Source organism: Gordonia hongkongensis (assembly GCF_023078355.1).
In the GTDB taxonomy this organism is placed as follows: domain Bacteria; phylum Actinomycetota; class Actinomycetes; order Mycobacteriales; family Mycobacteriaceae; genus Gordonia; species Gordonia hongkongensis.
On sequence record NZ_CP095552.1, the window covers coordinates 4,860,709 to 4,886,852 of the forward strand.

A 26,144-nucleotide genomic window follows, 5' to 3' on the forward strand; every position below is an offset into this window, starting at 1 on the left:
GGCGAGGCGTCGGCGCCGTCAGGGGTTGATGCTCTTGGCCGCGATGGCCACACCTATCCAGCGGTGCAGGAATTCCCGCAACTCAACCGGGGTGCGTGTGAGTTCGCGCGGATCCACGAGCAGTGACTGGACGAACCGCAACATCACCTCGACGAGCTCGTCCATGTCGTCCTCGACCCACCCGTGGGCAGCCCAGTCGACATCGAGATGTTCGACGATCACCCGACCCATCGCGATCGCCTGGGGTGACGTGACCTCGGCAGTGAAACGGCCGTGCTCTGCCTCGGCGAAGAGCAGGCCGAATCGCCGGTGTTGTCGCAGCCGTTCGAAGGTCAGGGCGATGGCTTCGACGATCGCATCCGCCGGGTCGGTCAACCCCTGTAGCGACCGAGCCAGATCCGCCAGGAATTCGTCGGTCGCGTGCTGCGCCGTCGCCGACAGCAGGGCTTTCGTGTCCGGGAAGTAGCGATAGACGGTCTGACGGGCCACCCCGAGCCGCTGAGCGACCTGACGGATGTTGACGCCACCGGCTCCGGCGTCCATCAGCTCGCCGGCCGCAACGACTATGCGCTTGCTCGCTTCGTCATCGTCGGTCGGAGGGGTGGCCCCGGCCCAGCCGTGGGTGCGCATCCACACATTGTGTCGTGCTGCGGGGATCCCCGCAGCCCCTCCCCTCAGGCCGGACGTCGCAACACGGCTGGACATAGAACGTGTTTCATGTATTGTCAGGCCCCAGCCGACTGAACGGACCCGAAAGGACAGCCCCCGTGACGATCGACATCCCCGAAACCACTCCCTCGACCAGCTCGTACGGTGCCGATCTCACTCGTCGAGCACTGGATCTCGCGATGTCCAGCAGCACCGACATGGCCGAGTCGACTCTCCGCGTACCGCTGGACTACTACCGCGACGACAAACTCGCCGAACTCGAACAGACTCGACTGCTGCGCGAGACGCCGCTGGCGCTGCTGGCCTCGGCGCAGATCCCGAACAACGATGACTACGTCGTACGAACGGTGCTCGACGACTCGTTGCTCATCACCCGTGATCGAGACGGGCAGACCCACGTCTTCCTGAACTACTGCCGTCATCGCGGTGCGATGCCGGCCTGTGGCGCGGGCAACGCCCGACGCTTCACGTGTCCGTATCACGCGTGGGTCTATGACAACACCGGCAAACTCCGCGGGGTCCCCGGCAAAGCCGGATTCGACGATCTCGACCGCTCCGACTACGGACTGGTCGAACTGCCGAGCGAGGAACGGCACGGATTCATCTGGGCCGTCCTCACCGCCGATGCGCCGCTCGACCTGGACGCCCACCTGGGCAGTTTCGACGACGAGCTCGCCCGTTGGAGGTATCAGGACTTCCAGTACCACGACGAGCGACATCTCGAATCGACGGTGAGCTGGAAAGGCGCCCTGGAGGCTTTCGCCGAGGGTTACCACTTCCCGTTCGTCCACGGCAACAGCGTGATCGGTCAGAACACGATCGCGAACACGCACGTCTACGACGAGTACGGGCCACACCATCGGATCGGGTTCCCGTTCAACTGGATTCGCGACCTCGCGGACAAAGAGCCCGACGCCACCTGGGACGATCCGAGCGCCTACATGGGCCTCATCTATTGGATCTACCCGAATCTCATCCTCGCCAACAGTCCGGTGGGGGTCGAGGTCATCGACATCCTCCCTGCCGGTTCGGCGACCCGCTGCACCGTGCGCCACAGCTGGATGGCCAAGTACCCGGCCGACACTCCGGAACAGACCGAGATGTATGCCGGCATCTTCGCCCAGGTACACGCGGCGGTCCGCGACGAGGATTTCGCGATGCTGCCACAGTGCGGCGAAGGTGTGCGACGCGGCCAGCACGAACACATGGTCATCGGGCGCAACGAGATCGGGGTGCAGCACATGGTCCGGGTGATGGCCGGACATCTCGGCATCGCGCTCGGATGACCCGGCGGACCGTCGACCACGCGCACCGGCGACGCTCGAGATCCCGGTGATGGCGTACACCGGCGCCCGCGCCGAGATCTGGGACCGCTGATGGACATCGACTGGTGCTCACTCGAAGATCACCTGATCCGCTGCATCGAACTCGCGGTCGCCGAAGCCGCCGAGCAGCATCCGGCGAACACCGTCTACGCTGCCGCCCTGACCGATGTCCACGCTCGGGACATGCTCTTCCTGTGGCCGTCGATCCGGGTGGCGTGGCAGCCCCAGGGCTCCCCGGCCACCGAGCGCGGCGACCTCCGCAAGCGGGACGTCGACGACTGGGACCGGCTCGTCGACGCGCCCCCGACCGGGGATCTGTGGGCAGAGCGGCTCACCGCGTCCGTGGGCCGGCACGGCCATCCTTGGAATGTCGTTGCCGCGCAATTTCATCGGAGTCTCGGCAACGCCTGCCGTCGCGCGACGGCGACGCTTCCCGGGTCGGCCCACCTCGACGACGACTTCGTCGTACTCGTCCACGATCCCGAGTGCCGAGAGGCCGCGATCCGGGCATCGGTCGACGACGAGGTTCTGCGACGGCTCTTTCCCGAGCTCCACCGGACCTCGGCGATCGAAGCCCGCCTCGACCGTCTGTCCGAGCCCGACCGAATCGATGCGCTGGTCGAGATCCTGACCTCCGACACCGACACCGACGGCGAACTGCGCCCGGTCGCTCGCCGACTCCTGGCCGCGCAGGGCCCGATTGCCGCGCAGCGCGTGGTGGACGAGCTGCGCAGCACCCCGCTCGATCCATCGAACTCGCATCGGGTCGACCGCCTGTATGACGTCCTCATCGACACCGGGATCACCGATTCCCAGGTCGCGGACCGGTTGGCGGACACCGTCGAACGGGCAGGCAATCGGCCCGTCGACGTGGCGAAGGCGGCCACAGTACTGTGCATGCTCGGCCACGTCCATCGAGCCACGCACCTCGTGGCGGGCCTCCCCGACGACATGGCCGCCCAGGCCCTCAGCGCTCCTTTCCTGGCCGAGCACCGGCGAACGCCGCTCGACTATCGACTGCTGGCCGAGATCCTCGCCGCCCGTCCGGTTCTCGACGACCTCATGCTCGCCTCGTTGACGCCCACACGCATACACGACATCGCCCACGAGGACCTGCGCACCGCTTCCGACGCCCTGGCGTCCCCGTGGCAGTTCATCCGGCGCCACGCCGCGATCGTGCTGCTCTCCTCCCACCTGTGACCCGGCGCGCGACGCCAGCCGGTCACGCCGGCAACCCGGGAACTACACCGCAGGTCGACGCCGATCAGACCCGGCGTCGAGCTGACGTGCCATCTGCGCGTACCCCTCCCACACCGAGGCGTAGCGTGGTCGCCAGTCGGTGGCTGACCGAAACCGTCTGTTGGACACCCGAAGCGAACGTGTCAGCGACGTGGTGCGTTCGCCGAGCAGGAGGGCGGCCCGGCCGGGACCGGTCACGTACGGGTGCTTACCGACCGCACCGGCCAGGGCGGCCGTGTGGAGCTTCTTGTTGACCGGTAGGTCGTCGACGATGTTGTAGGTGCCGGAACCGATTTCGAGTGCGGACACCACGGCGTCGGCGGCATCGGCGAGGTGGATCGAGGAGACGTAGGCACCGGGTCGGCCGGCGCGGAAACCGATCCGTCGTCGGGCGAGCGCCATGAGCTGCTCGCTGTGGGCGGCGCCGACGCCATAGAACAACCCGAACCGGAGCACCACGCCGATCCCACCCGAATCAGTGAACCGGCGGGCCGAGGCCTCGGCGGCGTGGTTGCCCACCGCGATCGGATAGTGGTCGACCGGCGACTCCTCGTCGATCCACCGGTCACCGGCGTCGGTGTACACCATGGCAACCGATTCCTGCACCACCCGCGGCACGCCGGCGGCGAGTGCGGCGTCGACCACCGCGGCCGAGCCCTCCCGCCGGATGCGATGACAGTCCGCCCAGGCCGACTTCCGGACGAATGAGGCGGTCCCCGGAAGGGAGGACGCGAGATTGACGACCGCGCCGCAGCCGTCGAAGTACTGGGCGAGTCCGTGTCGATCGAACAGCGACACCCGAATCGGGGCGGCGCCGTGGGCACGCAGCGCGGAAGCGGCGGCATCCGAGCGCGCCAGCGCACACACGTCGTGTCCCGCGGCGACCAATGCGGGCACCGCGTATCCCCCGATGGCCCCCGTACCGCCGGTGACGAATACCCGCATGCGGGCGAGTATCCCGGATCGCGGTGCGGTTTGTCCCGGCTACCGGGACAAACCGCACCGTCATGTGTTTCGCCGGTCAGTCCCCGGTCTGCGACAGCGCGTGCAGATCCTTTGCGGTGGGCGACTTCTCGACCGTGTCGGGATCGGGATAGGTGTGCAGCAACCGGTCCGCGGTGCCCGCGGTGGTGACCGCGAACCAATAGTGCTCGTTGCGGTAGTGATGGAATCGATGGTTGCGCCACAGCCGGCGATAGTAGGCGTGGCGCGGCCGGTAGTCGGAGTGGATCAGATAGTGCGTCCATTCATAGACCAGTCCGATCGCCGCGAGCGTTGCCATGAACGTGAGACCGCGCTCGGCACTGGCGAAGACGAGGAGCCCCACCGCGACGGCCGCGAGGACGACCGTGACCAGCACCTGCCACGGGATGAACACCAGAGGGATGTTCCGCGGGTCCGAGTGGTGCTCGCGATGCTTACGCGCCACCAGCGGATCGATGGTGACCGGTCCCAGGCGCTTCGGCCGCCAGTGCAACACGACGACGTGGATCAGCCATTCGGCCAGCGGGTAGCTCGCGATCATCACGACCGGGACGACCAGATCGGCGATTCCCCACCCGCCCAGCCAAATTCGCGCCGCCGACGAGGTCACCAGGAACGCGGCGATCATCCAGGGCGACGGGTGCCGGAGGAACTCGGCGAATGCGGCACGCAGGGTCGTCGACCGCCGTGATCGCATTCGCCGTTCCTCCGCCGCCACCTGCCGGCGCGCCCTGTGGTCGATGTGGTCGGCGTCGATGCTCTCGGCAGACATTCAGTTCCCCTCTCCGATGTCGGACTCCGCGCCCTCGAGTGCCTGACAGAGTTCGAGCAATGCCGCGGTCGCGGGCGCGAGCAGTTCACGGGCAGCGGCCTCGGCGCGGCCGGGTTCGCGAGACGTGATCGCTTCGACGAGCGCGCGATAGCCGTCGATGTTGCCGACCTCCGACTCCAGCATCGACGCGAGCGCGGGAAGCGCCGGTTCGTACGCGGCGCGGAGCGAGTTGTACATGAGACGGAATGCGATCGAGTCGGCCGCGTCGACGATCGCGCTCCAGAACTCGAGTGCCGCGACCTGCTGTCCGACCGGGTCCGGTTCGGCGGCGAGATCGGCGAGCAGCGCTGTCAGCCTGACGATCTGGTCGTCGGTCACCCGCCTCGCCGCCAGTCCGGCAACATCCGGGCCCACCGCGGCGCGTGCCTCGACGATCGAGCGAGCGACACTCGGCACGAGCGCGCCGCCCCGGATCAGGAGTCGCGGCAACAGATCGAGGCCACCCGTCCGCGCGATGTCCTGGACCCGTGCGCCGTCGCCCTGCCGAATGGAGACCAGACCGGCCGCCGCCACCCGCTTCAACGCTTCCCGCACGGTGGGCCGCGAGACGCCGAGGATGCGGGCCAGTTCCCGTTCGCTTGGAAGGGTCTCGCCGGCCGGTAGGTCACCCGACAGCACGCCCTCGACGATCTGGTCGAACACGATCTCGGGGGCGCTCTGCTGGGACACGGGCTCGAACGGCATGCACCGACCGTAGAACCAAGAGGACAGATGGTCAAGTGGTCAGACCAGTTAGCTGCGTAAGGAATGATCGGCGGGCGCTCGGGTTGTACCCACCATGAGTGACATCGCCGCGCCCTCGTCCGACACCCTGACCGCCGACGATCTGGACTTTCTCAGCCGCCCACTCCTTGGCTTCTTCTCGACGGCGACCGGCCCGACGCCGCCGCAGCCTCGGCCGGTGTGGTTCGAGGCGACCGCGGACGGCGAGATCCAGCTCTTCACCGGTCCCGATTCGCTGAAGGTGCGTCGTCTGGCCGCCGATACGCGCGCCTCGATCGTGGTTGCCACCCCGGTCGAGGAACGCGAGCGCTGGATCTCCGTTTCCGGCGCCACGCGCATCGAGACCGACGGTGCGGCCGCGCGCGAACTCGCAGCACGACTGGCCGACCGCTACTGGGACCTCGACGATCCCACCCGCGCACAGGATCTCGCGGAGATCCTCGCCGACGACTGGGTGCGGATCGTCATCCGGCCGGACAAGATCCGGCGACTGAGCTTCTGAGCGGGGCCTTCGACTCGGCGACCGCCGGGCCGCGGCTCATCGCAGCTGATCGAGCAACCGCAACCAGACCTCGCTGATGGTCGGATACGACGGAACCGCATGCCACAGCCGCGAGAGCGGGACCTCGCCGACGATGGCCACCGTCGCCGAATGGACGAGTTCCGCAGTCTGCGGCCCCACGAAGGTCGCACCGACGAGGATGTCGCGGCTCGCATCGACGACGAGACAGGCGTGACCCGAGTACTCGGGATCGGTCAGGTAGGACCCAGCCACGGAGATGTCCCCGTCGGCGATCCGCACGTCGATGCCGGCCTCCTTCGCCTGCTTCGACGTCAGCCCGACAGATGCGATCTCCGGCCGGGTGAACACCACCTGCGGTACGGCACCGTGGTCGGAGGTTGCGACGTACCGCGGACCGTCGAGGTCCCGGTTCTCGGCACGTGCGGCGATCACGTCCCCGGCCACCCGCGCCTGATACTTGCCCATGTGTGTCAACGCATTTCGGCCGTTGACATCTCCCACCGCGTACAGCCACGGGTGGTCGGCCACCGTCAGATGGTCATCGGCGCGCAGCGGGCCGCCCGCCTCGAGTCCCACCGACTCCAGACCGAGGTCCCGCGTCGCGGGCGAGCGTCCCGCCGCCACCAGAATCTCGTCGACGACGAGCTCGCCTGCGCCGTCACCGTCGAGCCGGATGGTGGCGGGGCCGCCGTGGATGCGTCCGTAGCCGGTGTCGGCGGCGCCGGGCCGGTCGACCGACTCGATCGTCGTGCCGAACCGGATGTCCACGCCGCGGGCAGTCAGCGAGTCCGCGATCCGCTGTGAGACGAACGACTCCATCTTGGGCAGCAACCGGTCTCCGCGGATGGCCATGACGACCTCCGCACCGAGGTCGAGCAACCAGGTCACCGCTTCGCACGCCACGACGCCACCGCCGACGACGAGGATCCGCTCCGGCACCTCGACGAGATTCGTCGCGTCCCGGGAGGTCCACGGGTGCGCCTCGGCCAGACCCGGTGTCGGCGGGATCGACGCCGTGCTCCCCGTCGCCACCACGACCGCCTCACGCGCCGTCACCACCGTGTCGCCGACGGTCACCTGTCGTTCACCCGACAACCGCCCATGCCCGCGGATCACCGTCATCCCGGCACCTTCGGCCCATTTCACCTGCCCGGAGTCGTCGTGGGTCGCCCCGGGCCCGTCCCGTCGGTCGTTCACTGTGTCGCGCCACGCCAGGAGTGCGTCGGCGTCCGGACGATCGCCGCTCACCCGTTCACGCGCACCCGCCAGGGCACGGGCTTCCTCGAGCGCGGACCCCGGACCCAACAACGCCTTGCTCGGCATGCATGCCCAGTACGAGCACTCACCCCCCATGAGCTCGTGCTCGATGACGACAGCAGTTCGATCGCTGCCCCGTATCGCATAGTCGGCGACATTCTCGCCCACCGGACCGCCACCGATCACGACGACGTCGAAGGTTGCATCCATTGGTTCAGGGTAGGTCGTATTCGCGACTGCGGTCGGCGAGTGCACAGATCGCCTCGAGGCTCCCAACGGCCAAAGGGACACGATCCACTCTCTCGCAGCGTATTTCAGATTGCAGTGGGCGCTGTATCGAGTCCCGGGGGCAGTCTGATCCGCTCAGCGGCTCACAATGCCCCCGGATTCGTCGTACCCCCGCTCCCCTAGGACACCCGGAGCTTGCGGAGGACAGCACCTCCCGCTCCCCTAGGACACCCGAAGCTTGCGGAGGACAGCACCTCCCGCTCCCTGAGGAGGCCCGGAGCTTGCGGAGGACAGCACCTCCCGCTCCCTGAGGAGGCCCGGAGCTTGCGGAGGGCCGTCACGAAGGGTCTCCAGCAGCATCGACCAGCGGTTCTCCGATTTCGCCCACGGCGGAGGCGGCTGACGAATGGACGATCCGGTGACAGGATGGAGCGCGTGACTGCATCGAATACCGACCTCAGCTCCGGACTCGACCTCGAGTGGGTCGACGATTCCGTCCGCGTTCAGGACGACCTGTTCGCTCACGTCAACGGCAAGTGGCTCGAGTCGCACGTCATCCCCGACGACCGTTCCGTCGACGGCGCCTTCCACGTGCTGCGCGACAACTCCGAGGAGAACGTGCGCGACATCATCACCGACTGCGCTTCGTCGAACCCGGAAAGCGGTTCCGACGAGCAGAAGATCGGCGACCTGTACGCGTCGTTCATGGACACCGACCACATCGAGGCCCTCGGGATCGGCCCGATCACCGGCGAACTGGAGAAGATCGCGGCCATCGACTCGCTCGAGGCGCTCGCCCGGCGGATCGGACGGTTGCAGCGCCACGGCACCGGTGGCCTGTTCGGTTACTACGTCGACACGGATGCGAAGCAGTCCGACCGATACCTCGTGCACCTGACGCAGTCCGGTCTCGGACTTCCCGACGAGTCCTACTACCGGGAGGACAAGCACGCCGAGACCAGGACGGCGTATGTCGCGCACGTCGAGCGCATGTTCGCGCTCGCCGGCTTCGACGACGCCGCCGCCCGGGCCGCGACGGTCCTCGACCTCGAGACGGCTATCGCCGCTCAGCACTGGGATGTGGTCCGACGCCGCGATGCCGAGCTCACCTACAACCTCATGTCCCTCGACGAGTTGAGCACCACCGCAGACGGTTTCCCGTTTTCGGAGTGGTTCGGCGGCCTGGGCACGAGCGGTGACGCGACCTTCGCCGAGGTCGTCGTCGCGCAGCCGTCGTTCCTGTCGGGCGTCGCCGGCCTCCTCACGGATCGCCCCCTGGACGAGTGGAAGACCTGGCTGACCTGGCGGCTCGTGCATTCGGCCGCGTCGTACCTGTCCGCACCGTTCGTCGACGAGAACTTCGACTTCTACGGCCGCATCCTGACCGGCGCGGAGGCCAACCGCGACCGGTGGAAGCGGGGCGTCGGGTTCGTCGAGGCCGCGATGGGATTCGCGGTCGGCAAACTCTATGTGGCCAAGCACTTCCCGCCCGAGGCCAAGGCACGGATGGACGAGCTGATCGCCAACCTGGTCGAGGCCTACCGCCGCAACATCTCCGACCTGCCGTGGATGACCCCGGAGACCCGGGAGAAGGCGCTGGTCAAGCTCGGCAAGTTCACCCCCAAGATCGGCTATCCGGCCAAGTGGCGCGACTACAGTTCGTTGAGCGTCGATCGCGGCGACCTCATCGGGAACGTCGCCCGGTCCGCGTCGTTCGAGCAGGACCGCGAGTTCGCCAAGATCGGCTCACCGGTCGACCACGACGAATGGTTCATGACGCCGCAGACGGTCAACGCCTACTACAACCCCGGCATGAACGAGATCGTGTTCCCCGCCGCGATCCTGCAGCCACCGTTCTTCGACCCCGACGCCGACGACGCGGTCAACTACGGCGGCATCGGCGCGGTCATCGGTCACGAGATCGGGCACGGATTCGACGATCAGGGCGCGAAGTACGACGGCGACGGCAACCTCGTCGACTGGTGGACCGACACCGACCGGACCGAGTTCTCCTCGCGGACACGCAAACTCATCGACCAGTACGGTGAGTTCACCCCGACCGGACTCGATCCCGAGCACAAGGTCAACGGCGACTTCACCATCGGTGAGAACATCGGTGACCTCGGCGGGTTGTCGATCGGACTCGTCGCGTACCAGATCGCGAACGAGGCGAGCGGGGCCCAACCGCCGATCATCGACGGCCTGACCGGAACACAGCGCGTGTTCTACAGCTGGGCGCAGATCTGGCGGACCAAGACCCGAGATGCCGAAGCCATCCGACGCCTCTCGATCGACCCGCATTCGCCGCCGGAGTTCCGGTGCAACGGCGTCGTCCGCAACATGGACGCGTTCTACGAGGCCTTCGACGTCAAGCCCGGGGACTCGCTGTACCTGGACCCCGCCGAACGCGTGCGGATCTGGTGAACGACGTGCCCGGCGGACCCGATCCGCGCGACGAGGGTCCGCCGGGTACGGCCGCATCACTGGGTCTGGTGCGGGGACGCGAACTCACGGTCGCTCTGCTGCGACCGATCGGAGCCGCCGTCGTCCTGCTCGCCGGATACTTCCTGCTGCCCATCGACAAAGAGAGCGATCTGAACTATCTCGGGCTCGTCGTCGGGGCCGCGTTGCTGATCGCGTTCTGTGTCTGGGAGGTCCGCAAGTTCGCCGGTTCCGACCGGCCCGTCGCGACCGCGATGGAGATGCTGGTGGCGCTGGCCGGGTTCTACATCGTCGCATTCGCGACGACGTATTTCCTGTTCTCCGAATACGATCCCGGCAGTTTCAACGAGTCGCTCACCCGGGTCGACGCGCTGTACTTCTGCCTCACCGTGTTCACCACGACGGGTTTCGGCGACATCGCGCCGGATTCGCAGGGTGCGCGCGTCGCGGTGTCGATCCAGATGGCGAGCACCCTGCTGCTCCTCGGTCTGGGCGTGCGCTTCCTCAACCTGCTGGTGAACCAGCGACGCCAGGCCACCGGACGGTGACCTGGCGTCGCTACTGGCTCAGTCTCAGTAGTCGTCGTCCCCGTAGACGATCATGCCGCGGATGTTGTTGCCCGCCAGCATGTCGTCGTAGGCCTCGTTGATCTGGTCGAGTCGGTAGGTGTTGGTCACCAGGCCGTCGAGGTTGAGCTTGCCGGCCCGATACTCGTTCAGGAGCGCCGGAACCTGGGTGCGGGGGCTCGCACCGCCGAAGATGGCGCCCTGCACGCGCTTCTGCATGAGGGTGAGATCGAAGAGGTTCATCTGGGCGTCCATGGACGCGAAGTTGCCCATGCCCACGACGACGACCTGTCCCGCCTTGCCGGTGAGAGCCAGAGCCGGGGCGATCATCGACCCGTCGATCTCACCCACCGTGAGGATGGTCGTGTTGGCCATCTTGCCCCAGGTGATGTCACCGATCGCCTCGAGCGCCGCCTCCATCGACGGGAACGTGTGTGTCGCACCCAGCTTTTCGGCCATCTGCAACTTGAACGGCACCGGATCGACGGCGATGACGTTGCGCGCACCGGCCGCCGCGGCACCCTGCACCGAGTTGATACCGACACCACCGATGCCCACGACCACCACGGTGTCACCGGCATGCGTGCCGCCGATCTCGACGGCCGAACCCCAGCCGGTCGCCACACCGCAACCGAGCAGCGCAGCCGTCTGGAGGGGGATGTCGTCCTCGATCTTGACCAGCGACGCCTGATTGACCGTGATGTACGGGGCGAAGGTGCCGAGCATGCACATCTGCACCAGTGGCACCCCGTCGTGGGTGTACGCGCGGTTCGTGTCGTCTGCGATGGACAGGCCGGTCAGGAGCCGCGCGCCCTCGTCGCAGATGTTCTGCTGACCGCGTGAGCACGGCTCGCACGTGCCGCAGGCGGGGATGAACGCGGTGACGACGTGGTCACCTTCCTTCAGGCGGGTCACACCGGGACCCACCTTGGTCACGACGCCGGCACCCTCGTGACCTCCGAGTACCGGCATCGGGGCCGGGCTGTCGCCGGTCCGCAGGTGGTGATCCGAGTGGCACAAACCCGAGCTGACGAGTTTGACCTGGACTTCGCCCGCCACCGGATCGCCGAGCTCGAACTCCTCGATCTTCCACTCTTCGCCCGGATTGCGCAGAACTGCACCTTTGGTCTTCATTCGTGCTCCTCGCTCGTGCTGCCCCGACTCGGGGCGTCAGATATCGCCGTCTGCTTGTGCGACGTAGCTCACATGGTGGTCCACCGCCGACACTCTCGCAGGCGTTTCGCATGATCCATGGCACAGGATTGGGGGTGACGTTCCAGCCGCCGTTTCCGGGGCGCAACCGACCCGGGTGCCGGTGCGCGGCCCGGGCACGCGCGATGTCGGGGTCGAGAACACCGTCCGATCGGCGTCTCGGTGGAATCTTTGTCCACGGCAACAGAGTTGGCCGATCCAGTACCCACGGATAGAGGAAGGGGTTAGCGTCGGGGTATCCCGATTCCGAAGTGTCTGGCTGGTGATCTCATGACTCTCATCGAACACAAAGCGGAGGGCCGGCAGGACTTCTCGTCGTTGCGACAGGGCGGTCTCAACTGGGACTCGTTTCCGTTGCGGCTCTTTGTGAAAGGCAACGCGCGGTTCTGGGATCCGGTCGCCATCGACTTCGCGCAGGACGCACAGGACTGGGTCGAACTCACCGACGAGCAGCGCCGGAGCGCGACCTACCTGGTGAGTCAGTTCATCGCCGGCGAGGAGGCGGTGACACAGGACATCCAGCCCTTCATGAAGGCGATGGCGACCGAGGGCCGGTTCGGCGACGAGATGTATCTGTCGCAGTTCTGTTTCGAAGAGGCCAAGCACACCCAGGTGTTCCGGCGGTGGATGGACGCGGTCGGCCTCACCGGCGACCTCCAGAGTTTCGTGAGTGCGAACCCCTACTATCACCAGCTGTTCTACGAGGAGCTGCCGGCTTCCCTGCACATCCTCGACCACGACCCATCGCCCCGGAACCAGATCCGCGCCAGCGTCACCTACAACCATGTGATCGAAGGCAGCCTGGCGCTCACCGGCTACCACGCGTGGCAGAAGGTGTGTACCCAGCACGGGATCTTCCCCGGGATGCAGAAGCTGATCCGGTTCATCGGCGACGACGAGCGCCGGCACATGGCGTGGGGGACCTTCACATGTCGCCGTCATGTGGCGGCCGACGACTCGTTGTGGGACGCCGTCGGCGAACGCATGAACGAGCTGTTGCCGCTCGCGCTGGGCATGATCGAGTGGGTCAATCAGCAGTTCGAGGTCCAACCCTTCGGCCTCGACAACGACGAGTTCCTCGCCTACGCCGCCGACCGCGCCCAGCGCCGGCTCTCGGCCATCGAGTCCGCCCGGGGCCGCCCGGTCGCCGAGATCGACCTCGACTACTCCCCCGAGGTGCTCGAAGACCAGTTCGGCGAGGACGACGCCATCCGCTTGCAGATGTGATGGGGCACCCTTCGGTCCCCGAGGAGGGCCGTCACGAAGGGTGGCCTCGACACGCGGCGTCCTCGTTACGCTCGGTCGACGCTGCTCGACCAGCAGGGTTCCCCACTGCTGGTTGAGCCGGCACCGAGCGGAGCGAGGCGCCGAGTCGAAGCCACTTGGCGACCCGTCCGCCCGGAACCGTCAGCGCCGATCGAGGTCGACGACATCCCGGCTGCGCGACTCCACCAGCCGCCGGTCGTGGCTCACCAGCAACAGCCCCGCCCCGTCGGCGACGAGGTCGTCGAGCAGCGACGCCACAGCCCGCGACGCGACCGGGTCCAGCATCGCGGTCGGTTCGTCGCACAGGACGACCCGCGGTTGCTGCACCACGAGCCGGCCGAGGCACGCTCGCTGGAGTTGACCGTCGCTCACCTGGGACGGGTAGCGGTCCAACAGGGTTGGGTCGAGGCCGACGCGATCCGCGGCTCGTTCGACGTCACAGTCTCGTCTCGCGATCGTCGCGGGTTCGGCGACGATCCGGCGCAGCGTCCACCGTGGGTTGGCGACGAGGCGCGGATGCTGGGCCAGGAGGGCGATGTCGCCGGGGCGACGCCCGCCCGGCCACGCGACTCTTCCGGCAGCCGGCGCGGCGAACCCCGCGAGGACGCGCAGCAGCGTCGTCTTGCCGCTCCCCGACCGCCCGACCACTCCGGTGACCGTTCCGGCACCGACACCGACGTCGAGGCCCTCGAACACGAGGGTGTCGCCGAAGCGGGCCGACAGGCCCGTGCCGACGAGAAGGTCCCCCGTGGTCACGGCACTCTTTCGAAGAACCCGGCGACATAGGCGTCGTCGGAGGCAACGATCTCATCGAGCCGACGATGATCGACGATCCGTCCCGCGCGCATGACCGCCACCGAATCGCACCCGCGCCGCATCGTCTCGACGTCGTGGGTGATCACGAGCACCGCCGCGCCGGCACTCGCGGCTTCGGCGAGGAGCTCCCAGATGTCGGCTGCGAGTTCGGCGTCGAGCGCCGAGGTCGGCTCGTCGGCGACGATCGTGTCCGGATCACCGGCCAGGGCTGCGGCGATCGCGGCGCGCTGCGCCATCCCGCCGGACAGCTCGTGCGGATACAACCGGAGTGCGGCGGGGTCGAGGTGCACGCGCCGGCACAGCTCGACGGCATCGTCTGGCCCGCCGAGGATGCCGATCACCTCGTCGAGCTGGGCACCCACACTGCGCACGGGAGTGAACGAGGTGGACGCCGACTGGGGAACCGAGCCGATGCGGTGCCCGCGGAGTCCACGCCACCGGCGGTCGGCGCCGGTGAGTTCGCGATCGGTGAAGACCTCGTCGCCGACCCGCAGCCGTCCGGTCGGCGCGGACCCCGGCGGAAGCAGACCGGACAGCGCCGCCGCGACCATCGACTTGCCGCAGCCGGACTCACCCACCAGCGCGGTCATCGACCCGACGGGCAGCGGCAGCGTCACGTCGTCGAGCACGCGGACGGTCGACCGGTTCCACCGATTCCGCGCCACGATGTCCACTGTCACCCGGTCGAGCCCGGCCCTCATCGCCACACCTCCCCGACGGGCGGCAGCGTGGCGCGGCGCAGTGACGACGCCGCGGCCGCACAGGCGAGAGCGGTGACCATCAGGGCGACCCCCGGCACCACGAGCGTCCACCACGCACCGGTGAGGATGTCCCCGCGCGCCTGCCCGAGCAGCGTGCCGAGACTCGCGGCATCCGGGGAGAGCCCGACGCCCAGGAACGACAGCGTCGTCTCGTGCCAGACCGCGTGCGGCAGCAGCACGGTCATCGCCACCAGCACCTGTCCGCTCACCGCCGGCAGCAGGTGACGGACGGCGACGAAGGTACGGGACGCACCGGCCAACCGGGCGGATTCGACCCACCCCGACGACGTCGCCTCGAGTAGTTCGGCGCGCACCACCCGCGCGACGGACGGCCAGTGGGTCAGCGCGATCGACGCGATGATCGCGACCGGTTCACCGCGCCACATCGCGGCGATGACGACTCCGACGACCAGGTGGGGCAACGCGTTGACGCCGTCGACGACGCGCATGACCACCGCGTCGAACCATCCGCCGATCGTCACCGCACCGAGTCCGACGATGACGCCGATGGCCGTCGCCAAGACCGCGCACGCGGCGGCGATGAGCAGCGAGATCCGCAGCCCCTCGGCGGTTCGGACACCGAGGTCGTACCCCGAGTGATCGGTCCCGAGCACCGCCTCGGTACCCGGGGGCAGCAGTGAGCGAGCGAAGTCGGCGGTCTGTTCGCCTGCGAGAACGGGCCACCCGACCGCCATGACGACCATGACCGTCAGCACGACCCACGGTGTGACGAGGGCGGCGCGGTGACCGATCGCGGCCCGACGGCTCACGACCCCGACGCCCGTCGTGTCACCGATGGTCGTCATGCGGTCAGTCCGATCCGCGGATCGATCCACACGGCCGCCGCATCGGACAGGGCCGACCCGAGCAGCACGAGTACGGCCGATCCGACCGCGAGCGCGGCCAGCAACGAGAAGTCCAGTGCCACAGCCGAATCCACGAGCGCCGCGGCGAGGCCGGGCCAGCCGAAGACGGTCTCGACGATGGCGGCGCCGGCGATGATCTCGGGCAGGCGGGTGCCGAGGAGCGCGAGGGTGGGCAGTACCGACACCGGCACCACGTGCCCGCGCAGGAGCGCCCACCCGTCGACACCGCGGGTCCGGGCGGCCCGGACCGCATCGGAGGCGGTGGCGTCGACGACGGCCGCGCGCATGGTCAGCAGCAACCACGGGATCATCGACACGGTCAGGGCCAGGTACGGCAACACGGCGTGGGTGAGCAGACCGTCGAGGGAGTAGTCGTCGCCGGGGCGTCGAGCACCGGAGGTCGGAAACCACCCCAGCGTCACCGCGAAGATGCTGACCAGCACCAGTGACACCACGAAGGGCGGGGTCGCGGCCAGCATGGCCGCCACCGCCGTACACGCCCGGTCGACCAGCCCGCCCCGCCGCATACCGATGACGGCCCCTCCGACGACGGCGAGCAACGCAGCGGAGATCAATGCAGCCGTCGACATGCCGAGGGTGAACGGAAGACGTTGCGAGATCACTTCGTCGACCGCGCGGCCCTGGGTCGAGGACCAACCCAGATCACCGTGGAGCAGCGCACCCCACCAGTTCCACCAGGCGCTCAGCCAGTACTGGTCCACGTCATAGGCGGCCGCGGTCGCCGCCCGCTGGGCGGGGGTGGCCGACTGGTAGTTGTCACCGAGATGAGCGGTGAGCGGATCGAACGGCGACGCGGCGGCGACGGCGAAGATCCCGAGGGACACCAGGATCGTCGTCGGGATCATCAGGAGGACGCGCCGGAGCAGGAGTCGTCCGGCTCGCCGAGTGCGCGAGTCCGGCCGCCTCGTGCGCCGGCGCCGCGGGTGCCGCCTGTCGGTCCGATCGTCGGCGTCGGTGCCGGCCGGCCGGATCGACCGCACCGACGAGGCGAGGGAGGTCATGAGATCGGTTGCCACGACGGCACGTTCCACCACGGGCCCCAGGTGACGCCGTGCGAATGCGGTTCGAGGATCGGGTCGTCGTGCCGCCAACCCTCGCCCCGAGAGGCGTAGGTGTGGTGCAGGAACGCCAGGAAGACGTACGACGGCGCAGCCGCGTAGATCTGCTGGATGCGCTGATACCGCTGGTCATTCGCCGGCCCGGGCGCGCTCGCACGTGCCTCGTCGAGAAGGGCGTCGAGCCCGGGGGCGGTGAGGTCGCCCGGGTTGGAGTACGGCGACGAGTTCGCGACGCGCGTGTGCAGGGTGTCGTAGACCTGCGAGTCGATGCTGTACGGCGTCGCGCCGCCACCCAGAAGCACCGCTGCCGAGGTCAATTCGGAATCGATCTCGTCCCAGCTGGTGCCGCGGGTGAGGACCTCCACACCGATCCGTTTCATCGACGCCGCGAACGCCACCGCCAGATCACGGCGAAGAGTGTCCTCGGCGTTGTAGAGGAGGGCGAACGACGCCCGGTCGGCCCCGCGGGCCCGGATACCGTCGGGAGCCGTCCGCCACCCGGCGGCGTCGAGTGTCGCCCGTGCACGATCGGCGTCGAAGCCGAACTGCGCCTGCTCGTCGTAGACGTCAGCCCCGTATACCGAGGCGATCGGCGTGCTGGCGGGTTCACCGTCGCCGGTCAGCACGTCGTCGACGACGGCCTGCCGGTCGACGCCGAGGTTCATCGCGAGGCGAGCGGCCGGGTCGGCGGTGAACGGGTTCGTGCTCGGCAGTGAGATGCCGCGCCAGTCAGCGGATTTCACCGACACCACGTCGATGCCGTCACGTCCGTCCAGGCTCTCGGCGAGCCTAGGTGGCAGGTTCGCGCCGTCGATCTCACCGGCCGCGATCCGTTGCGCGCGGGTGTTGTCGTCGGGAACGTGGGTGTAGACGATGCGTTGTACCGCCGGCTGGTTTCCCCAATAGTTCTCGCGCGCAACGAGAACGGCCTGGTCCGGCTCGAGCGAATCGAGCCGGTACGCCCCGGTGCCCACGGGCTCGGTGTTCAGGGCCCACTCCGCCGCCGGCGCATCCTCCACCCGCTCGGCGGGCACGACACCCACGAGCAGGTACGGCGACGGGTCCGCGTCGGTGTTCATCCGAACGGTCACCGCCCCGGGCCCGTCGGCCTCGACCGAGACGATCGGCGCGAAGTCGGTCGAGATCTGCGACGCGACCCGTGGATCGACGACGGCCCGGTAGGTCGCGACGACGTCGGCGGCGTCGAAGGCGGTGCCGTCGGAGAACGTGACGCCACTCTTGAGCGGCACCCGCCACGTCCGCGGCGCGACACGCTCGGGGCGGGACGCAGCGAGCGCCGGGACGAGGTCCGGAACGCGGTCGTCGCCGTCGGCGGCCGGGATGAGGAGGCCGTCGTAGATGGGCGAGACGCCGAGCTGTGCATAACCGAGCATCGGGTTGAAGTCACCGGGGTCCTGTCCCTCGCCGAGGACGATCAGGTCGGTCGCCGTTGCCTGATCCGACACCGAGCAACCCGCGAGGGCGACCATCGCGAGAAGAACGGCGGCTCCGACCGTGACGACTCCGCGAACAGCCGACGACGCTCCCTCAACACGTGTGTGCACAGACATATGTTCTCTCAGACATACATTTGCCGCCACCGGGGCCGTGAGGAACGATGAGCTGGTGTCCATCGACGAAGTGACGAGGAGGGGCCGGTGACCGACTTCGACCCACACTCATTTCACGCGGACTCGTTCGACGCGGACTCCTGGGCCGCACGTTTCATGCTCCTGAGCGACCCCAACCGCCTCCGACTCGTCGCGGAGATGCATGCGCGGCCGGGTTCCACGGTCGCCGAACTGGCCACCCGTATCGGCATCACCGAGAACGCCGCCTCCCAGTCGATCCGCAAGCTGCGCGACCAGGGGTGGGTCCGTTCGGAGAAGGTCGGCCGGATGGTCCACTACGAGGTCGTCGGCGACGCGATCGTGCACCGCATCCTGCACGACATCATCGGGGTCGGTCACATCGCCCCAGGCCATGGGCCCGATCACGCACGCCCGTGACAACAGATTAGAACACGTTCTAATCTGTTGGCGTGGATGTCTCCTTCGATGCGACCAAACGGGAACTGACGACCGACCAGGGCACCCTGCGCTACCACGAGGCGGGTGACGCCGATGCGCCGCCGCTGATCCTGCTGCACGGCTCCGGCCCCGGGGTCACCGGCTGGCGCAACTACCGCGGCAACCTCGGCCACTTCGCGCAGACCCATCACTGCTACGTGATCGAGTTCCCCGGCTTCGGCGTCAGCGACGCTGTCGAAGGGCACCCGGTCCTCACCGCCGGTGGCTCGGTCATCCGGTTCATGGATGCGCTCGGCATCGACAAGGCACCGATGATCGGCAACTCGATGGGCGGCGTCGTCGGCGTCAACCTGGCGATCAAGAAGCCCGACCGCGTCGAGAAGCTCGTCACCATCGGCGGCGTGGGCCCGAATGTGTTCAGCCCCAGCCCCAGCGAGGGCCTGCGACTCCTGCAGGAGTTCACCGACGCCCCGGACAAGGACAAGCTCGTCCGCTGGCTGAACTCGATGGTCTTCGACCGTTCCCTGGTCACCGAGGAACTCATCGAGGAACGCTGGGAAGCCGCCATCAACCCCGACGCCCGCAAGACCGCCCAGATGATGTACGGCTCTGCGGCTTTCGAGATGCAGCAGCAGTTCATGGCTGCCTCCGACACCCCGCCGTACTGGGCGTCGATGCACAAGGTCGCCTGCCCGACGCTCCTCACCTGGGGCCGCGACGACCGCGTCAGCCCGCCCGACATGGCGATGGCCCCCATGCGCCTCATCCCCGACGCCGAACTCCACATCTTCCCGAAGTGCGGCCATTGGGTGATGATCGAGGCCAAGGAGGCCTTCGAGGCGACGGTCACCTCGTTCCTGACCCGCTGACCGCCCGGTCCCGCTGCACCTTTTCCTTCCACCCCATACTTTTCCTTCCGGCTGGTAGAACTCGATGAGCCGGAAGGAAGCGGTTCCGCGGGAACGGCTTTGCCCCACGCCGTCGAACCATCCCACCGGGTCACACGGTGCTGACCTACCGGGGTACCGAGGTCCAGTGCCCGGAAACCGGCCGTCACCGGGTTCCCAACCCCGAGTCGACCGTGACCGTCGACCTGCGCGACCGACTCATTCCCGTTGCGCCGCAATAGACCTCACCTTGGGCTACATTGCGATCCACGTCGCGGCGGCCGAAGTCGCCGCGGCCGTCGGTGTCGAGTTGCTCGATGCCGTCATCCGCGTGCGTGCGATGCGTAGGGGGTGGGGGTGACAAACGGGGAGGGTCGAGGTGGGCCGGGTGCGGCCCGGGTCTACCGGGCGGGTGATCGTGCCGCGTGTTCGATTCCGGTGGCGGCGCGTAGCTGTTCGGGGTCGTAGCCGTTGGCGGTGTTCATGTCGCAGCGGACCGTGCCGTAGCCCTCGGGGAGGCCGTTTCCGTAGCCCTGGCCGTCGGTGTACTGGTGGGCGATCATCTGTGCGGCCAGGTCGCGGGTGTCGGCGGTGAACCTCGGCCGTGAGCCGTAGGAGGGGACGACGAACCCGATCGGGGGGCGGGTGGGCCAGATATGGGCGTCATGGGGGTTGAGGTAGCCGATCACGCGCCGCGGCTTGCCGTGGACTTGGGGGCCGCGCCAGTCGCTGAGGCCCCAGACAAGCCGGTTGATCGGGTCGCTGTTGTCGCCGGTGATCTGTCCGCCCCACGATTCGACGTCGACCATGGACACGACGTCGGGGCGGTTCTCGCCTTGCATCTGTCGGTGGGTGGCCAGCACGTCTCGCCAGTTGCGCCGGTACACGCAGTAGACGATGAGCCCCCGCAACCGGCCTGAGTCGAGCCACGACCGCGCCGTATCCCAATTACGGGCGAAATTGCGGTCACGATAGGTGCCGTCATTCGATCGGATCGATAACCATTTATAGGGATAGCTGTCATCGATAGGTGGCTGCCATTCGAAAATATCAGCAAACACTGTGTCGACCATTATCTTCTACTCCATTTCTGATGATTCGGGGTTGATCGTCGGAGCGGTAGAGACTGAGTCGGTCGGTGGCGCTCAGCCACCCTGCCGTGACCGACCTACTCCGCAAACCCATTGGGGTAAAGCTGCTCTCAGGTGTAGTGCAACCTGCCGACAGATGTGCTGCCGGAGGGGCGAAAAGACTATTGTGATCTTCGGTGTTGCGTGGAGGACGGGTGTCCACAACACATCCTGCTGCACCGGTTGGCGTATTTGGGTGTCGATTTATGGTGCGGCCTGGGTTGATACGTAAGTGTCGGTGGCGGATGCCACCCTGTCGTCGGCTTGTCACCTGCGGGCGCCGCCGCGGGGAGCATGCTTATGTCAGTTACGTAGGTGAACACCTGCCCCCCAAACGAATACAAGTGCCGGGGTGTCTTCCCCAATGGTCACCATGGAGCCGCACCCCTGATTGAACCGTCCTGGATCGGATGGAGACCTCGTTTAGGCCACCGCCATCTCGGAGGTGGCTGTCTCACGGTAGCGCCTCTCGTACTCAATGGGCGGGCAGTAGCCGATCGATGAGTGCAGCCGCTCGGTGTTGTACCAGTGCACCCAGGCGGCGGTCTCGCGCTCGACTTCTGCGCGCCCGGTCCACGATCGCTGGCGCTCGATCAGTTCGGTCTTGTACAACCCGATGGCTGATTCCATCAACGCATTGTCGAGTGCATCGCCGACCGACCCGATCGATCCGGCCAAGCCGGAGTCGCGTAATGCTTCGGTGAACGCCAGCGCTGTGTACTGACTTCCGGCATCGCTGTGATGAATCAAACCTGTTGCAGTGAACGAGAAGTCGGTTCTACGTCGGGTGAACAAGGCCTGTTCGAGAACGCTGGTCACCAACGGTGTCGACTTGCTCGTCATCACCCGCCACCCGAGGATTCGACGCGAGTACACATCGACGAGAAACGCGGTGTAAACGAACCCTGCCAGGGTCCAGCAGTAGGTGAAATCAGCCACCCACCACTGATCTGGCCTGGCCGGCAATGACCACTTGCGCTCCACCAGATCAGGATGCCGCGGCGCGCGATCATCGCGCTGGGTCGTGATCGTGCGATGTTTTCCGCGGGTGACTCCGGCGATCCCGCAGATCCCCATCAGTCGGCCCACCTGATCACGGCCCATCTCACGGCCCTCGCGGCGCATCGTGTGCCAGATTTTGCGGACGCCGTACACGCCACGATTGCGATGAAACGCCTGGTAGACCGCGTTAGCGTCGTACGCCTCGGCCAATCGTGTCACCGAGACCGGACCCGCTTGCGTGCGGGCGTAGTAGGTGGACGGGGCGATCTGCACGCCGTGCTCAGTGAGCACTCGGCAGATCGGGGCGACCCCGAACCGACCCTTGTGAGCGTCGATGTAATCAACGATCACCGCAGTCGGCGGTCGACCTCCGCCGCGGCGAAAAACGCCGACGCTGTCTTCAAAATCTCATTGGCCCTTCGCAATTCAGCGTTCTCCTTGCGAAGCGCCGCCAACTCGGCGTCCTGCTCGCCCACCGTCATCGTTCCCCGCGCAGTCACGATCGGCCGGTCCTTCTCGATCCAGTTCCGCAACGTCGCCTGGTTGATATCGAGCAATGCGCCCACGTGTTTCCGGGCGGCGAGCTTTCCGCCGCCATGCTCGGCGAGGTGGTCGTGATACATCCTCACAGCCCGCTCACGCGTCTCTGGATCAAACTTCCTCAGTGCACCCATACCGGCATTCTCCTGGTGAGATCACGGTCTCCACCAGACCCAGGACGGTTCAGATCGACTGAGACGCTGCCCGATCGGCCCGTCAGCATCTGCGCGGAGCAGACATTCTTGTCGCTCTCGCTTCGAGCGTGCGTGCTGACACGCGCCACACGGCGAACCAGCCAGATGGCGGTGCGGGTGGACAGAACTGCGCCGTGATGGCGGTGTACGGGGTTCGCGGGGCTCACTAGAGTGTGATCCGTGACACTTCAGGAAGAGGGCGGCAGGGGTGCGGGCGTACGGCGTCCGCGCTTCGACCCCGAACTGAAGGCCGGCCTTGCGGTTGTCGGTGGGGTCTTTCCGCCGACCATTACCCCCGACTTGATCCCATTCATGCGACGGTCTTATGCGTCCCCGCCGGTGGCGGAGACCCTTGAGGGCCGCCACGTCCTCCACGAGGAGTACACCGTTCGGGGTCACGGCGGCGACGAGATCGTAACCTCGGTCTTCCGATCCCCTGACCATCCCGGATCGCGGCCGGCCATCGTGTATGCCCACTCGGGTGGGTTGATGTTCGGCGATCGCTTCAACGCGCTGGCGATGAACCTCGATTGGGTCGAGCAACTCGGCGCCGTTCTCGTGTGCCCCGAGTACCGGTTGGCACCGGAATTCCAAGACCCGTATGCCCGCGAGGATCTATACGCCACCCTCGTGTGGTCGGTCGCCAACGCCGGTGATCTGAGCATCGACCCCCGTCGAGTGATGGTCGCCGGCGCTAGTGCCGGGGGCGGTCTGGCCGCTGGCGCCGCACTGGCCGCCCGCGACCGGTCGGGTCCCGCGCTGTGCGGACAGTTGCTCGTCTATCCGATGCTCGACGACCGGGGGCGAACCCCGTCTACCGGGCAGTTCGACGGCGTCGGGGTGTGGGACCGCATCAGCAACGAGACCGGGTGGGCGGCGGTGCTGGGTGACAGATACGGCAGCGACGATGTCTCGCCCTATATCGCCCCTGCTCGCGCTACCGACCTGACCGGCCTCCCACCGGCGTTCATCGACGTGGGGTCGGCGGAGATCTTTCGCGACGAGGCGATCGACTATGCGACCGCGATCTGGCGGGCCGGTGGTGACGCCGAGCTGCACGTATGGACCGGTGGGTTTCATGCCTTCGACATTTTCGCCCCGCATACCGCGCTCGCCCAGGGCATGATGCGTGCCCGTTTCGACTGGGTGGCGAATCGGTTGTCCGACTGAGTTTCTCGCAGTGAAAGTTACACAGAACAAAGGAGTTCACGATGACAACGACGAATAGCAGCTCGATCGCCGAGGCGGTCGACAGCGTCGTTCAGGACGCGGCGTCTCGGGTCCCCGGCGTCGTCGCCGGCGTCACGACGGCGGAGGAGACGGTATACCTCGGGGCCTCCGGATACCGCGACCTGGGCACCAAGACGCCGATGACCACCGACTCGGTGTTCGCGATCTTCTCCACTACGAAGGCCCTGACGGGTGTCGCGGCACTGCAGCTGCGCGAGAGCGGGGACCTTGACTTCGACGCGCCGGCAAAGGAATACGCTCCGGCGCTGGGCGAGGTGCAAGTCCTTGAGGGCTTTGACGACAACGGTGATCCGGTCCTGCGGGCGCCCAAGTCCGACATCACCACCAAGCAACTGCTGCTCCACACTGCGGGGTTCGGATACGACTTCTTCAACGAGCAGTACAACCGTCTGGCGGAAAACCATGGGCAGCCCAGCATCGTCACTTCGAGTCGCCGCGCTCTGCAGACACCGTTGCTGTTCGATCCGGGCGAGCAGTGGGAGTACGGCAGCAACATCGACTGGGCCGGACAGGTGATCGAGGGGATTACCGGCCGCCGGCTCGGTGAGGTGTTCCGCGACCGCATCCTCACTCCGCTGGGCATGACCAACACATCGTTCACCCTTGATGGCGACATGGAATCGCGGGTGGCGACCATGCACCAGCGCGGCGCCGACGGGACGCTCGAACCAACCGACTTCCGTCTGCCCGACCCCGAGGTCCACATGGGTGGTCACGGCCTGTACTCGACGGTCGGGGACTATCTGTCCTTCATTCGGATGTGGCTCAACGACGGCTCGGCGACGTCGGGCGAGCAGATCCTGCGGCCCGACACCGTCGAGTTCGCCGCGCAGAACCACCTCGGCGATCTCAAAGTCAAGATGCTCCCCGGGGTGATCCCCACTCTGAGCAACGACGCAGAGTTCTTCCCCGGCCAGTCCAAGTCCTGGGCTTACACCTTCATGGTGAACGACGAGGAGGCGCCGACGGGACGTCCCGCTGGCAGCATCGCCTGGGCGGGGCTGGCAAATCTCTACTACTGGATCGACCGACGCAACTCGATCGGCGGATACTGGGCCACGCAGATCTTCCCGTTCGCCGACGCGGACTCCGTAGCCGGTTACCTAGACCTGGAAACCGCGACCTACCGGGCGTTGCGCGGCTGACAATGGGTCTCGCCCGTCCGTCGCCGTCCCGTCGCTGAGGAGTTCGTGATGCAGGAGCTGCTCGGCAGAATCGCGGCGCTCGACCCCGACGCCAGTCTGGGGATTCGAGTGATCGCCTGCTTCGACGAACTCATCCTCGGCGACGTCAACACCCGTGGTCTGCTGGCTACCGCAGCGTCGCTGGCGGGGTGTCCGGCGGGGGCCAAAACCGGCGCCGGAAGATCCGAGCTACGGCTCGGCCCTTCCGGCGACGTGCTCACAGGCGCCCGCCCCGACGACGTCACGGTCAGCCAGCTTCCGGGGGGCGTCCACGTCTGGTTGGAGCGCAGCGGGTCGCCACACGCCAACGACGCGATCATTCTCGAGCGATTAGCGCTAGCGGTGGGCGTACGGGCAGGGATTGAGCGCCGGGACATCGAGCCGCGCCGCGATCTGCGTGTCGTGCTTGACTCGGCGACGTCCGCGTCGGAGCGAGCCGAGGCAGCCGGACGGCTGGGCCTCGACGCGACCCGGACCCACAGGGTCGTAGCCGCTCCGCTATTCGCTGTGTGGGAATCACATCCGGCGGGTCCCTCGGACGTCATCAGCACCGCGTTTGGTCCGGTACACGCCACGGTCGTGCCTGCCACGACCACCGAGCTCGACGTGCGACCGTCGGGGGTCGGCATTGCCACCCCCATCGACGAACTCGAGGCGTCGTTCCGCACCGCACTCGTCGCGGTCCGGCTGTGCCGCCCGCCGTCGGACCCGTTCGTCTGCGCGGACCGTTACGGCGGGCTGATTCAGCTCCTCGCCGACGCCGGGCCATCCACGACCGCCACCAGCGACTCGGCCCGCATCGCTACAGTGATGGCCCACCCGTGGGCCGATTCCACCATCGAGGCCATTCTGGCCACGTCGTCAGTACGCCAGGCCGCCCGCCACGCCGGCGTCCACCACAGCACGGCGCAGACGCGGTCCGAGCTTCTCCGCGCCGAGGTCGGCTTCGACTTCCAAGACGGGTACGGCCGCATCAGGCTCGGCCTGGCATATCTCGCATGGCGACTCGACTCCTCGCGAGTCTTCGACCTTCCCGCTCCCGGGTAGGACGAATCCGGCCACCCTCCTGATTACGTCGACTCAAGCCCGAATCCCCCTGTCGTTCCACTGGTTTGAAATGCCGACAACGTAGCGTTCT

General features: G+C 67.3%; 24 protein-coding genes and 1 other annotated feature. Of the genes, 11 read left to right on the forward strand and 13 right to left on the reverse strand.

Annotation, left to right across the window (positions count from 1 at the left end):
• Window positions 1-18: 18 nt before the first annotated feature.
• Window positions 19-630 (reverse strand): TetR/AcrR family transcriptional regulator, encoded by a 612-nt coding sequence (locus MVF96_RS21910; protein ID WP_205333642.1) that lies wholly within the window; start codon window positions 628-630, stop codon window positions 19-21.
• A 143-nt stretch (window positions 631-773) separates the two neighbouring features.
• On the opposite strand from MVF96_RS21910, the gene MVF96_RS21915 reads away from it, so the two are divergent.
• On the forward strand, window positions 774-1,955 hold the full coding sequence (locus MVF96_RS21915) for an aromatic ring-hydroxylating oxygenase subunit alpha (protein WP_247452157.1): 1,182 nt from the start codon (window positions 774-776) through the stop codon (window positions 1,953-1,955).
• 90 nt (window positions 1,956-2,045) lie between these two features.
• Entirely contained in the window at window positions 2,046-3,194 is a 1,149-nt protein-coding gene (locus MVF96_RS21920) for a hypothetical protein (RefSeq protein ID WP_247450474.1), read from the forward strand.
• A 42-nt stretch (window positions 3,195-3,236) separates the two neighbouring features.
• Here the strand turns inward: MVF96_RS21920 and MVF96_RS21925 are convergent, their stop codons facing one another.
• The 3 genes from MVF96_RS21925 to MVF96_RS21935 form a co-directional block, all read right to left on the reverse strand.
• Complete coding sequence (locus tag MVF96_RS21925) at window positions 3,237-4,178, reverse strand: NAD-dependent epimerase/dehydratase family protein (RefSeq protein WP_247450475.1); 942 nt, start codon at window positions 4,176-4,178, stop codon at window positions 3,237-3,239.
• A gap of 76 nt (window positions 4,179-4,254) precedes the next feature.
• Window positions 4,255-4,974 (reverse strand): sterol desaturase family protein, encoded by a 720-nt coding sequence (locus MVF96_RS21930; RefSeq protein WP_247452158.1) that lies wholly within the window; start codon window positions 4,972-4,974, stop codon window positions 4,255-4,257.
• Between the two features lie 15 nt (window positions 4,975-4,989).
• On the reverse strand, window positions 4,990-5,733 hold the full coding sequence (locus tag MVF96_RS21935) for a FadR/GntR family transcriptional regulator (protein WP_247450477.1): 744 nt from the start codon (window positions 5,731-5,733) through the stop codon (window positions 4,990-4,992).
• A 94-nt stretch (window positions 5,734-5,827) separates the two neighbouring features.
• Between MVF96_RS21935 and MVF96_RS21940 the strand changes: the two genes are divergently transcribed.
• Window positions 5,828-6,274, forward strand: a complete 447-nt coding sequence (locus MVF96_RS21940; RefSeq protein WP_247450478.1) for a pyridoxamine 5'-phosphate oxidase family protein — start codon at window positions 5,828-5,830, stop codon at window positions 6,272-6,274.
• A 36-nt stretch (window positions 6,275-6,310) separates the two neighbouring features.
• On the opposite strand, the gene MVF96_RS21945 is transcribed toward MVF96_RS21940, so the two are convergent.
• Complete coding sequence (locus MVF96_RS21945; RefSeq protein WP_247450480.1) at window positions 6,311-7,762, reverse strand: dihydrolipoyl dehydrogenase family protein; 1,452 nt, start codon at window positions 7,760-7,762, stop codon at window positions 6,311-6,313.
• Window positions 7,763-8,206: 444 nt separating this feature from the next.
• Here MVF96_RS21945 and MVF96_RS21950 point away from each other — a divergent pair, with 444 nt between their 5' ends.
• The gene (locus MVF96_RS21950) at window positions 8,207-10,204 is read left to right on the forward strand and encodes a M13 family metallopeptidase (protein WP_058252253.1); all 1,998 of its coding nucleotides are present in this window, start codon (window positions 8,207-8,209) and stop codon (window positions 10,202-10,204) included.
• The gene (locus MVF96_RS21955) at window positions 10,201-10,770 is read left to right on the forward strand and encodes a potassium channel family protein (RefSeq protein WP_058252254.1); all 570 of its coding nucleotides are present in this window, start codon (window positions 10,201-10,203) and stop codon (window positions 10,768-10,770) included. The genes MVF96_RS21950 and MVF96_RS21955 overlap by 4 nt, the downstream gene beginning before the upstream one ends.
• 24 nt (window positions 10,771-10,794) lie before the next feature.
• On the opposite strand, the gene MVF96_RS21960 is transcribed toward MVF96_RS21955, so the two are convergent.
• Window positions 10,795-11,922, reverse strand: coding sequence for an NDMA-dependent alcohol dehydrogenase (locus tag MVF96_RS21960; RefSeq protein ID WP_247450481.1), 1,128 nt, complete (start codon window positions 11,920-11,922; stop codon window positions 10,795-10,797).
• Between the two features lie 348 nt (window positions 11,923-12,270).
• On the opposite strand from MVF96_RS21960, the gene MVF96_RS21965 reads away from it, so the two are divergent.
• The gene (locus MVF96_RS21965; RefSeq protein ID WP_247450482.1) at window positions 12,271-13,227 is read left to right on the forward strand and encodes a R2-like ligand-binding oxidase; all 957 of its coding nucleotides are present in this window, start codon (window positions 12,271-12,273) and stop codon (window positions 13,225-13,227) included.
• 180 nt (window positions 13,228-13,407) lie between these two features.
• On the opposite strand, the gene MVF96_RS21970 is transcribed toward MVF96_RS21965, so the two are convergent.
• Genes MVF96_RS21970 through MVF96_RS21990 form a run of 5 tightly spaced genes read right to left on the reverse strand, consistent with a single transcriptional unit; the run spans window position 13,408 to window position 18,359 of the window.
• The gene (locus MVF96_RS21970; RefSeq protein WP_247450484.1) at window positions 13,408-14,022 is read right to left on the reverse strand and encodes an ABC transporter ATP-binding protein; all 615 of its coding nucleotides are present in this window, start codon (window positions 14,020-14,022) and stop codon (window positions 13,408-13,410) included.
• Window positions 14,019-14,783: an ATP-binding cassette domain-containing protein gene (locus MVF96_RS21975; RefSeq protein ID WP_247450485.1), complete on the reverse strand. Its 765-nt coding sequence runs from the start codon at window positions 14,781-14,783 to the stop codon at window positions 14,019-14,021. The genes MVF96_RS21970 and MVF96_RS21975 overlap by 4 nt, the downstream gene beginning before the upstream one ends.
• On the reverse strand, window positions 14,780-15,649 hold the full coding sequence (locus tag MVF96_RS21980) for an ABC transporter permease (RefSeq protein WP_247450487.1): 870 nt from the start codon (window positions 15,647-15,649) through the stop codon (window positions 14,780-14,782). Before MVF96_RS21980 ends, MVF96_RS21975 begins: the two co-directional genes overlap by 4 nt.
• Window positions 15,646-16,746, reverse strand: a complete 1,101-nt coding sequence (locus MVF96_RS21985; RefSeq protein WP_137809603.1) for an ABC transporter permease — start codon at window positions 16,744-16,746, stop codon at window positions 15,646-15,648. The genes MVF96_RS21980 and MVF96_RS21985 overlap by 4 nt, the downstream gene beginning before the upstream one ends.
• The gene (locus tag MVF96_RS21990) at window positions 16,728-18,359 is read right to left on the reverse strand and encodes an ABC transporter substrate-binding protein (protein ID WP_137809602.1); all 1,632 of its coding nucleotides are present in this window, start codon (window positions 18,357-18,359) and stop codon (window positions 16,728-16,730) included. The genes MVF96_RS21985 and MVF96_RS21990 overlap by 19 nt, the downstream gene beginning before the upstream one ends.
• Before the next feature lie 156 nt (window positions 18,360-18,515).
• Here MVF96_RS21990 and MVF96_RS21995 point away from each other — a divergent pair, with 156 nt between their 5' ends.
• The gene (locus MVF96_RS21995; protein WP_137809691.1) at window positions 18,516-18,797 is read left to right on the forward strand and encodes an ArsR/SmtB family transcription factor; all 282 of its coding nucleotides are present in this window, start codon (window positions 18,516-18,518) and stop codon (window positions 18,795-18,797) included.
• Window positions 18,798-18,829: 32 nt separating this feature from the next.
• On the forward strand, window positions 18,830-19,687 hold the full coding sequence (locus MVF96_RS22000) for an alpha/beta fold hydrolase (RefSeq protein WP_137809601.1): 858 nt from the start codon (window positions 18,830-18,832) through the stop codon (window positions 19,685-19,687).
• Window positions 19,688-20,106: 419 nt separating this feature from the next.
• Here the strand turns inward: MVF96_RS22000 and MVF96_RS22005 are convergent, their stop codons facing one another.
• Window positions 20,107-20,592: a hypothetical protein gene (locus tag MVF96_RS22005; RefSeq protein ID WP_247450489.1), complete on the reverse strand. Its 486-nt coding sequence runs from the start codon at window positions 20,590-20,592 to the stop codon at window positions 20,107-20,109.
• A 666-nt stretch (window positions 20,593-21,258) separates the two neighbouring features.
• Window positions 21,259-22,511 (reverse strand): IS3 family transposase gene (locus MVF96_RS22010; RefSeq protein WP_247450490.1). Its coding sequence is split into 2 segments (ribosomal slippage): window positions 21,259-22,217 and window positions 22,217-22,511, totalling 1,254 coding nucleotides; the frame shifts between segments, so codons are not numbered across the junction.
• Window positions 22,096-22,227, reverse strand: a sequence feature (AL1L pseudoknot). It overlaps the preceding gene by 132 nt.
• A gap of 549 nt (window positions 22,512-23,060) precedes the next feature.
• Between MVF96_RS22010 and MVF96_RS22015 the strand changes: the two genes are divergently transcribed.
• From MVF96_RS22015 to MVF96_RS22025, 3 genes are read left to right on the forward strand one after another with little or no spacing between them, the layout of a single operon-like run.
• Window positions 23,061-23,741, forward strand: coding sequence for an alpha/beta hydrolase (locus tag MVF96_RS22015; protein WP_247450492.1), 681 nt, complete (start codon window positions 23,061-23,063; stop codon window positions 23,739-23,741).
• A 41-nt stretch (window positions 23,742-23,782) separates the two neighbouring features.
• Complete coding sequence (acmB, locus tag MVF96_RS22020) at window positions 23,783-24,967, forward strand: methyl acetate hydrolase AcmB (RefSeq protein ID WP_247450494.1); 1,185 nt, start codon at window positions 23,783-23,785, stop codon at window positions 24,965-24,967.
• Window positions 24,968-25,015: 48 nt separating this feature from the next.
• Entirely contained in the window at window positions 25,016-26,053 is a 1,038-nt protein-coding gene (locus MVF96_RS22025; protein ID WP_247450496.1) for a CdaR family protein, read from the forward strand.
• Window positions 26,054-26,144: the final 91 nt, after the last annotated feature.

What these genes read in the sequence shown, in the direction of transcription:
- MVF96_RS21910 (WP_205333642.1), bottom strand. Translation starts at nt 630, where the DNA reads ATGCGCACCCACGGCTGGGCCGGGGCCACCCCTCCGACCGACGATGAC.
- MVF96_RS21920 (WP_247450474.1), top strand. Translation starts at nt 2,046, where the DNA reads ATGGACATCGACTGGTGCTCACTCGAAGATCACCTGATCCGCTGCATC.
- MVF96_RS21925 (WP_247450475.1), bottom strand. Translation starts at nt 4,178, where the DNA reads ATGCGGGTATTCGTCACCGGCGGTACGGGGGCCATCGGGGGATACGCG.
- MVF96_RS21935 (WP_247450477.1), bottom strand. Translation starts at nt 5,733, where the DNA reads ATGCCGTTCGAGCCCGTGTCCCAGCAGAGCGCCCCCGAGATCGTGTTC.
- MVF96_RS21940 (WP_247450478.1), top strand. Translation starts at nt 5,828, where the DNA reads ATGAGTGACATCGCCGCGCCCTCGTCCGACACCCTGACCGCCGACGAT.
- MVF96_RS21945 (WP_247450480.1), bottom strand. Translation starts at nt 7,762, where the DNA reads ATGGATGCAACCTTCGACGTCGTCGTGATCGGTGGCGGTCCGGTGGGC.
- MVF96_RS21950 (WP_058252253.1), top strand. Translation starts at nt 8,207, where the DNA reads ATGGAGCGCGTGACTGCATCGAATACCGACCTCAGCTCCGGACTCGAC.
- MVF96_RS21960 (WP_247450481.1), bottom strand. Translation starts at nt 11,922, where the DNA reads ATGAAGACCAAAGGTGCAGTTCTGCGCAATCCGGGCGAAGAGTGGAAG.
- MVF96_RS21965 (WP_247450482.1), top strand. Translation starts at nt 12,271, where the DNA reads ATGACTCTCATCGAACACAAAGCGGAGGGCCGGCAGGACTTCTCGTCG.
- MVF96_RS21975 (WP_247450485.1), bottom strand. Translation starts at nt 14,783, where the DNA reads ATGAGGGCCGGGCTCGACCGGGTGACAGTGGACATCGTGGCGCGGAAT.
- MVF96_RS21980 (WP_247450487.1), bottom strand. Translation starts at nt 15,649, where the DNA reads ATGACGACCATCGGTGACACGACGGGCGTCGGGGTCGTGAGCCGTCGG.
- MVF96_RS21990 (WP_137809602.1), bottom strand. Translation starts at nt 18,359, where the DNA reads ATGTCTGTGCACACACGTGTTGAGGGAGCGTCGTCGGCTGTTCGCGGA.
- MVF96_RS21995 (WP_137809691.1), top strand. Translation starts at nt 18,516, where the DNA reads ATGCTCCTGAGCGACCCCAACCGCCTCCGACTCGTCGCGGAGATGCAT.
- MVF96_RS22015 (WP_247450492.1), top strand. Translation starts at nt 23,061, where the DNA reads ATGTTCGGCGATCGCTTCAACGCGCTGGCGATGAACCTCGATTGGGTC.
- acmB (WP_247450494.1), top strand. Translation starts at nt 23,783, where the DNA reads ATGACAACGACGAATAGCAGCTCGATCGCCGAGGCGGTCGACAGCGTC.
- MVF96_RS22025 (WP_247450496.1), top strand. Translation starts at nt 25,016, where the DNA reads ATGCAGGAGCTGCTCGGCAGAATCGCGGCGCTCGACCCCGACGCCAGT.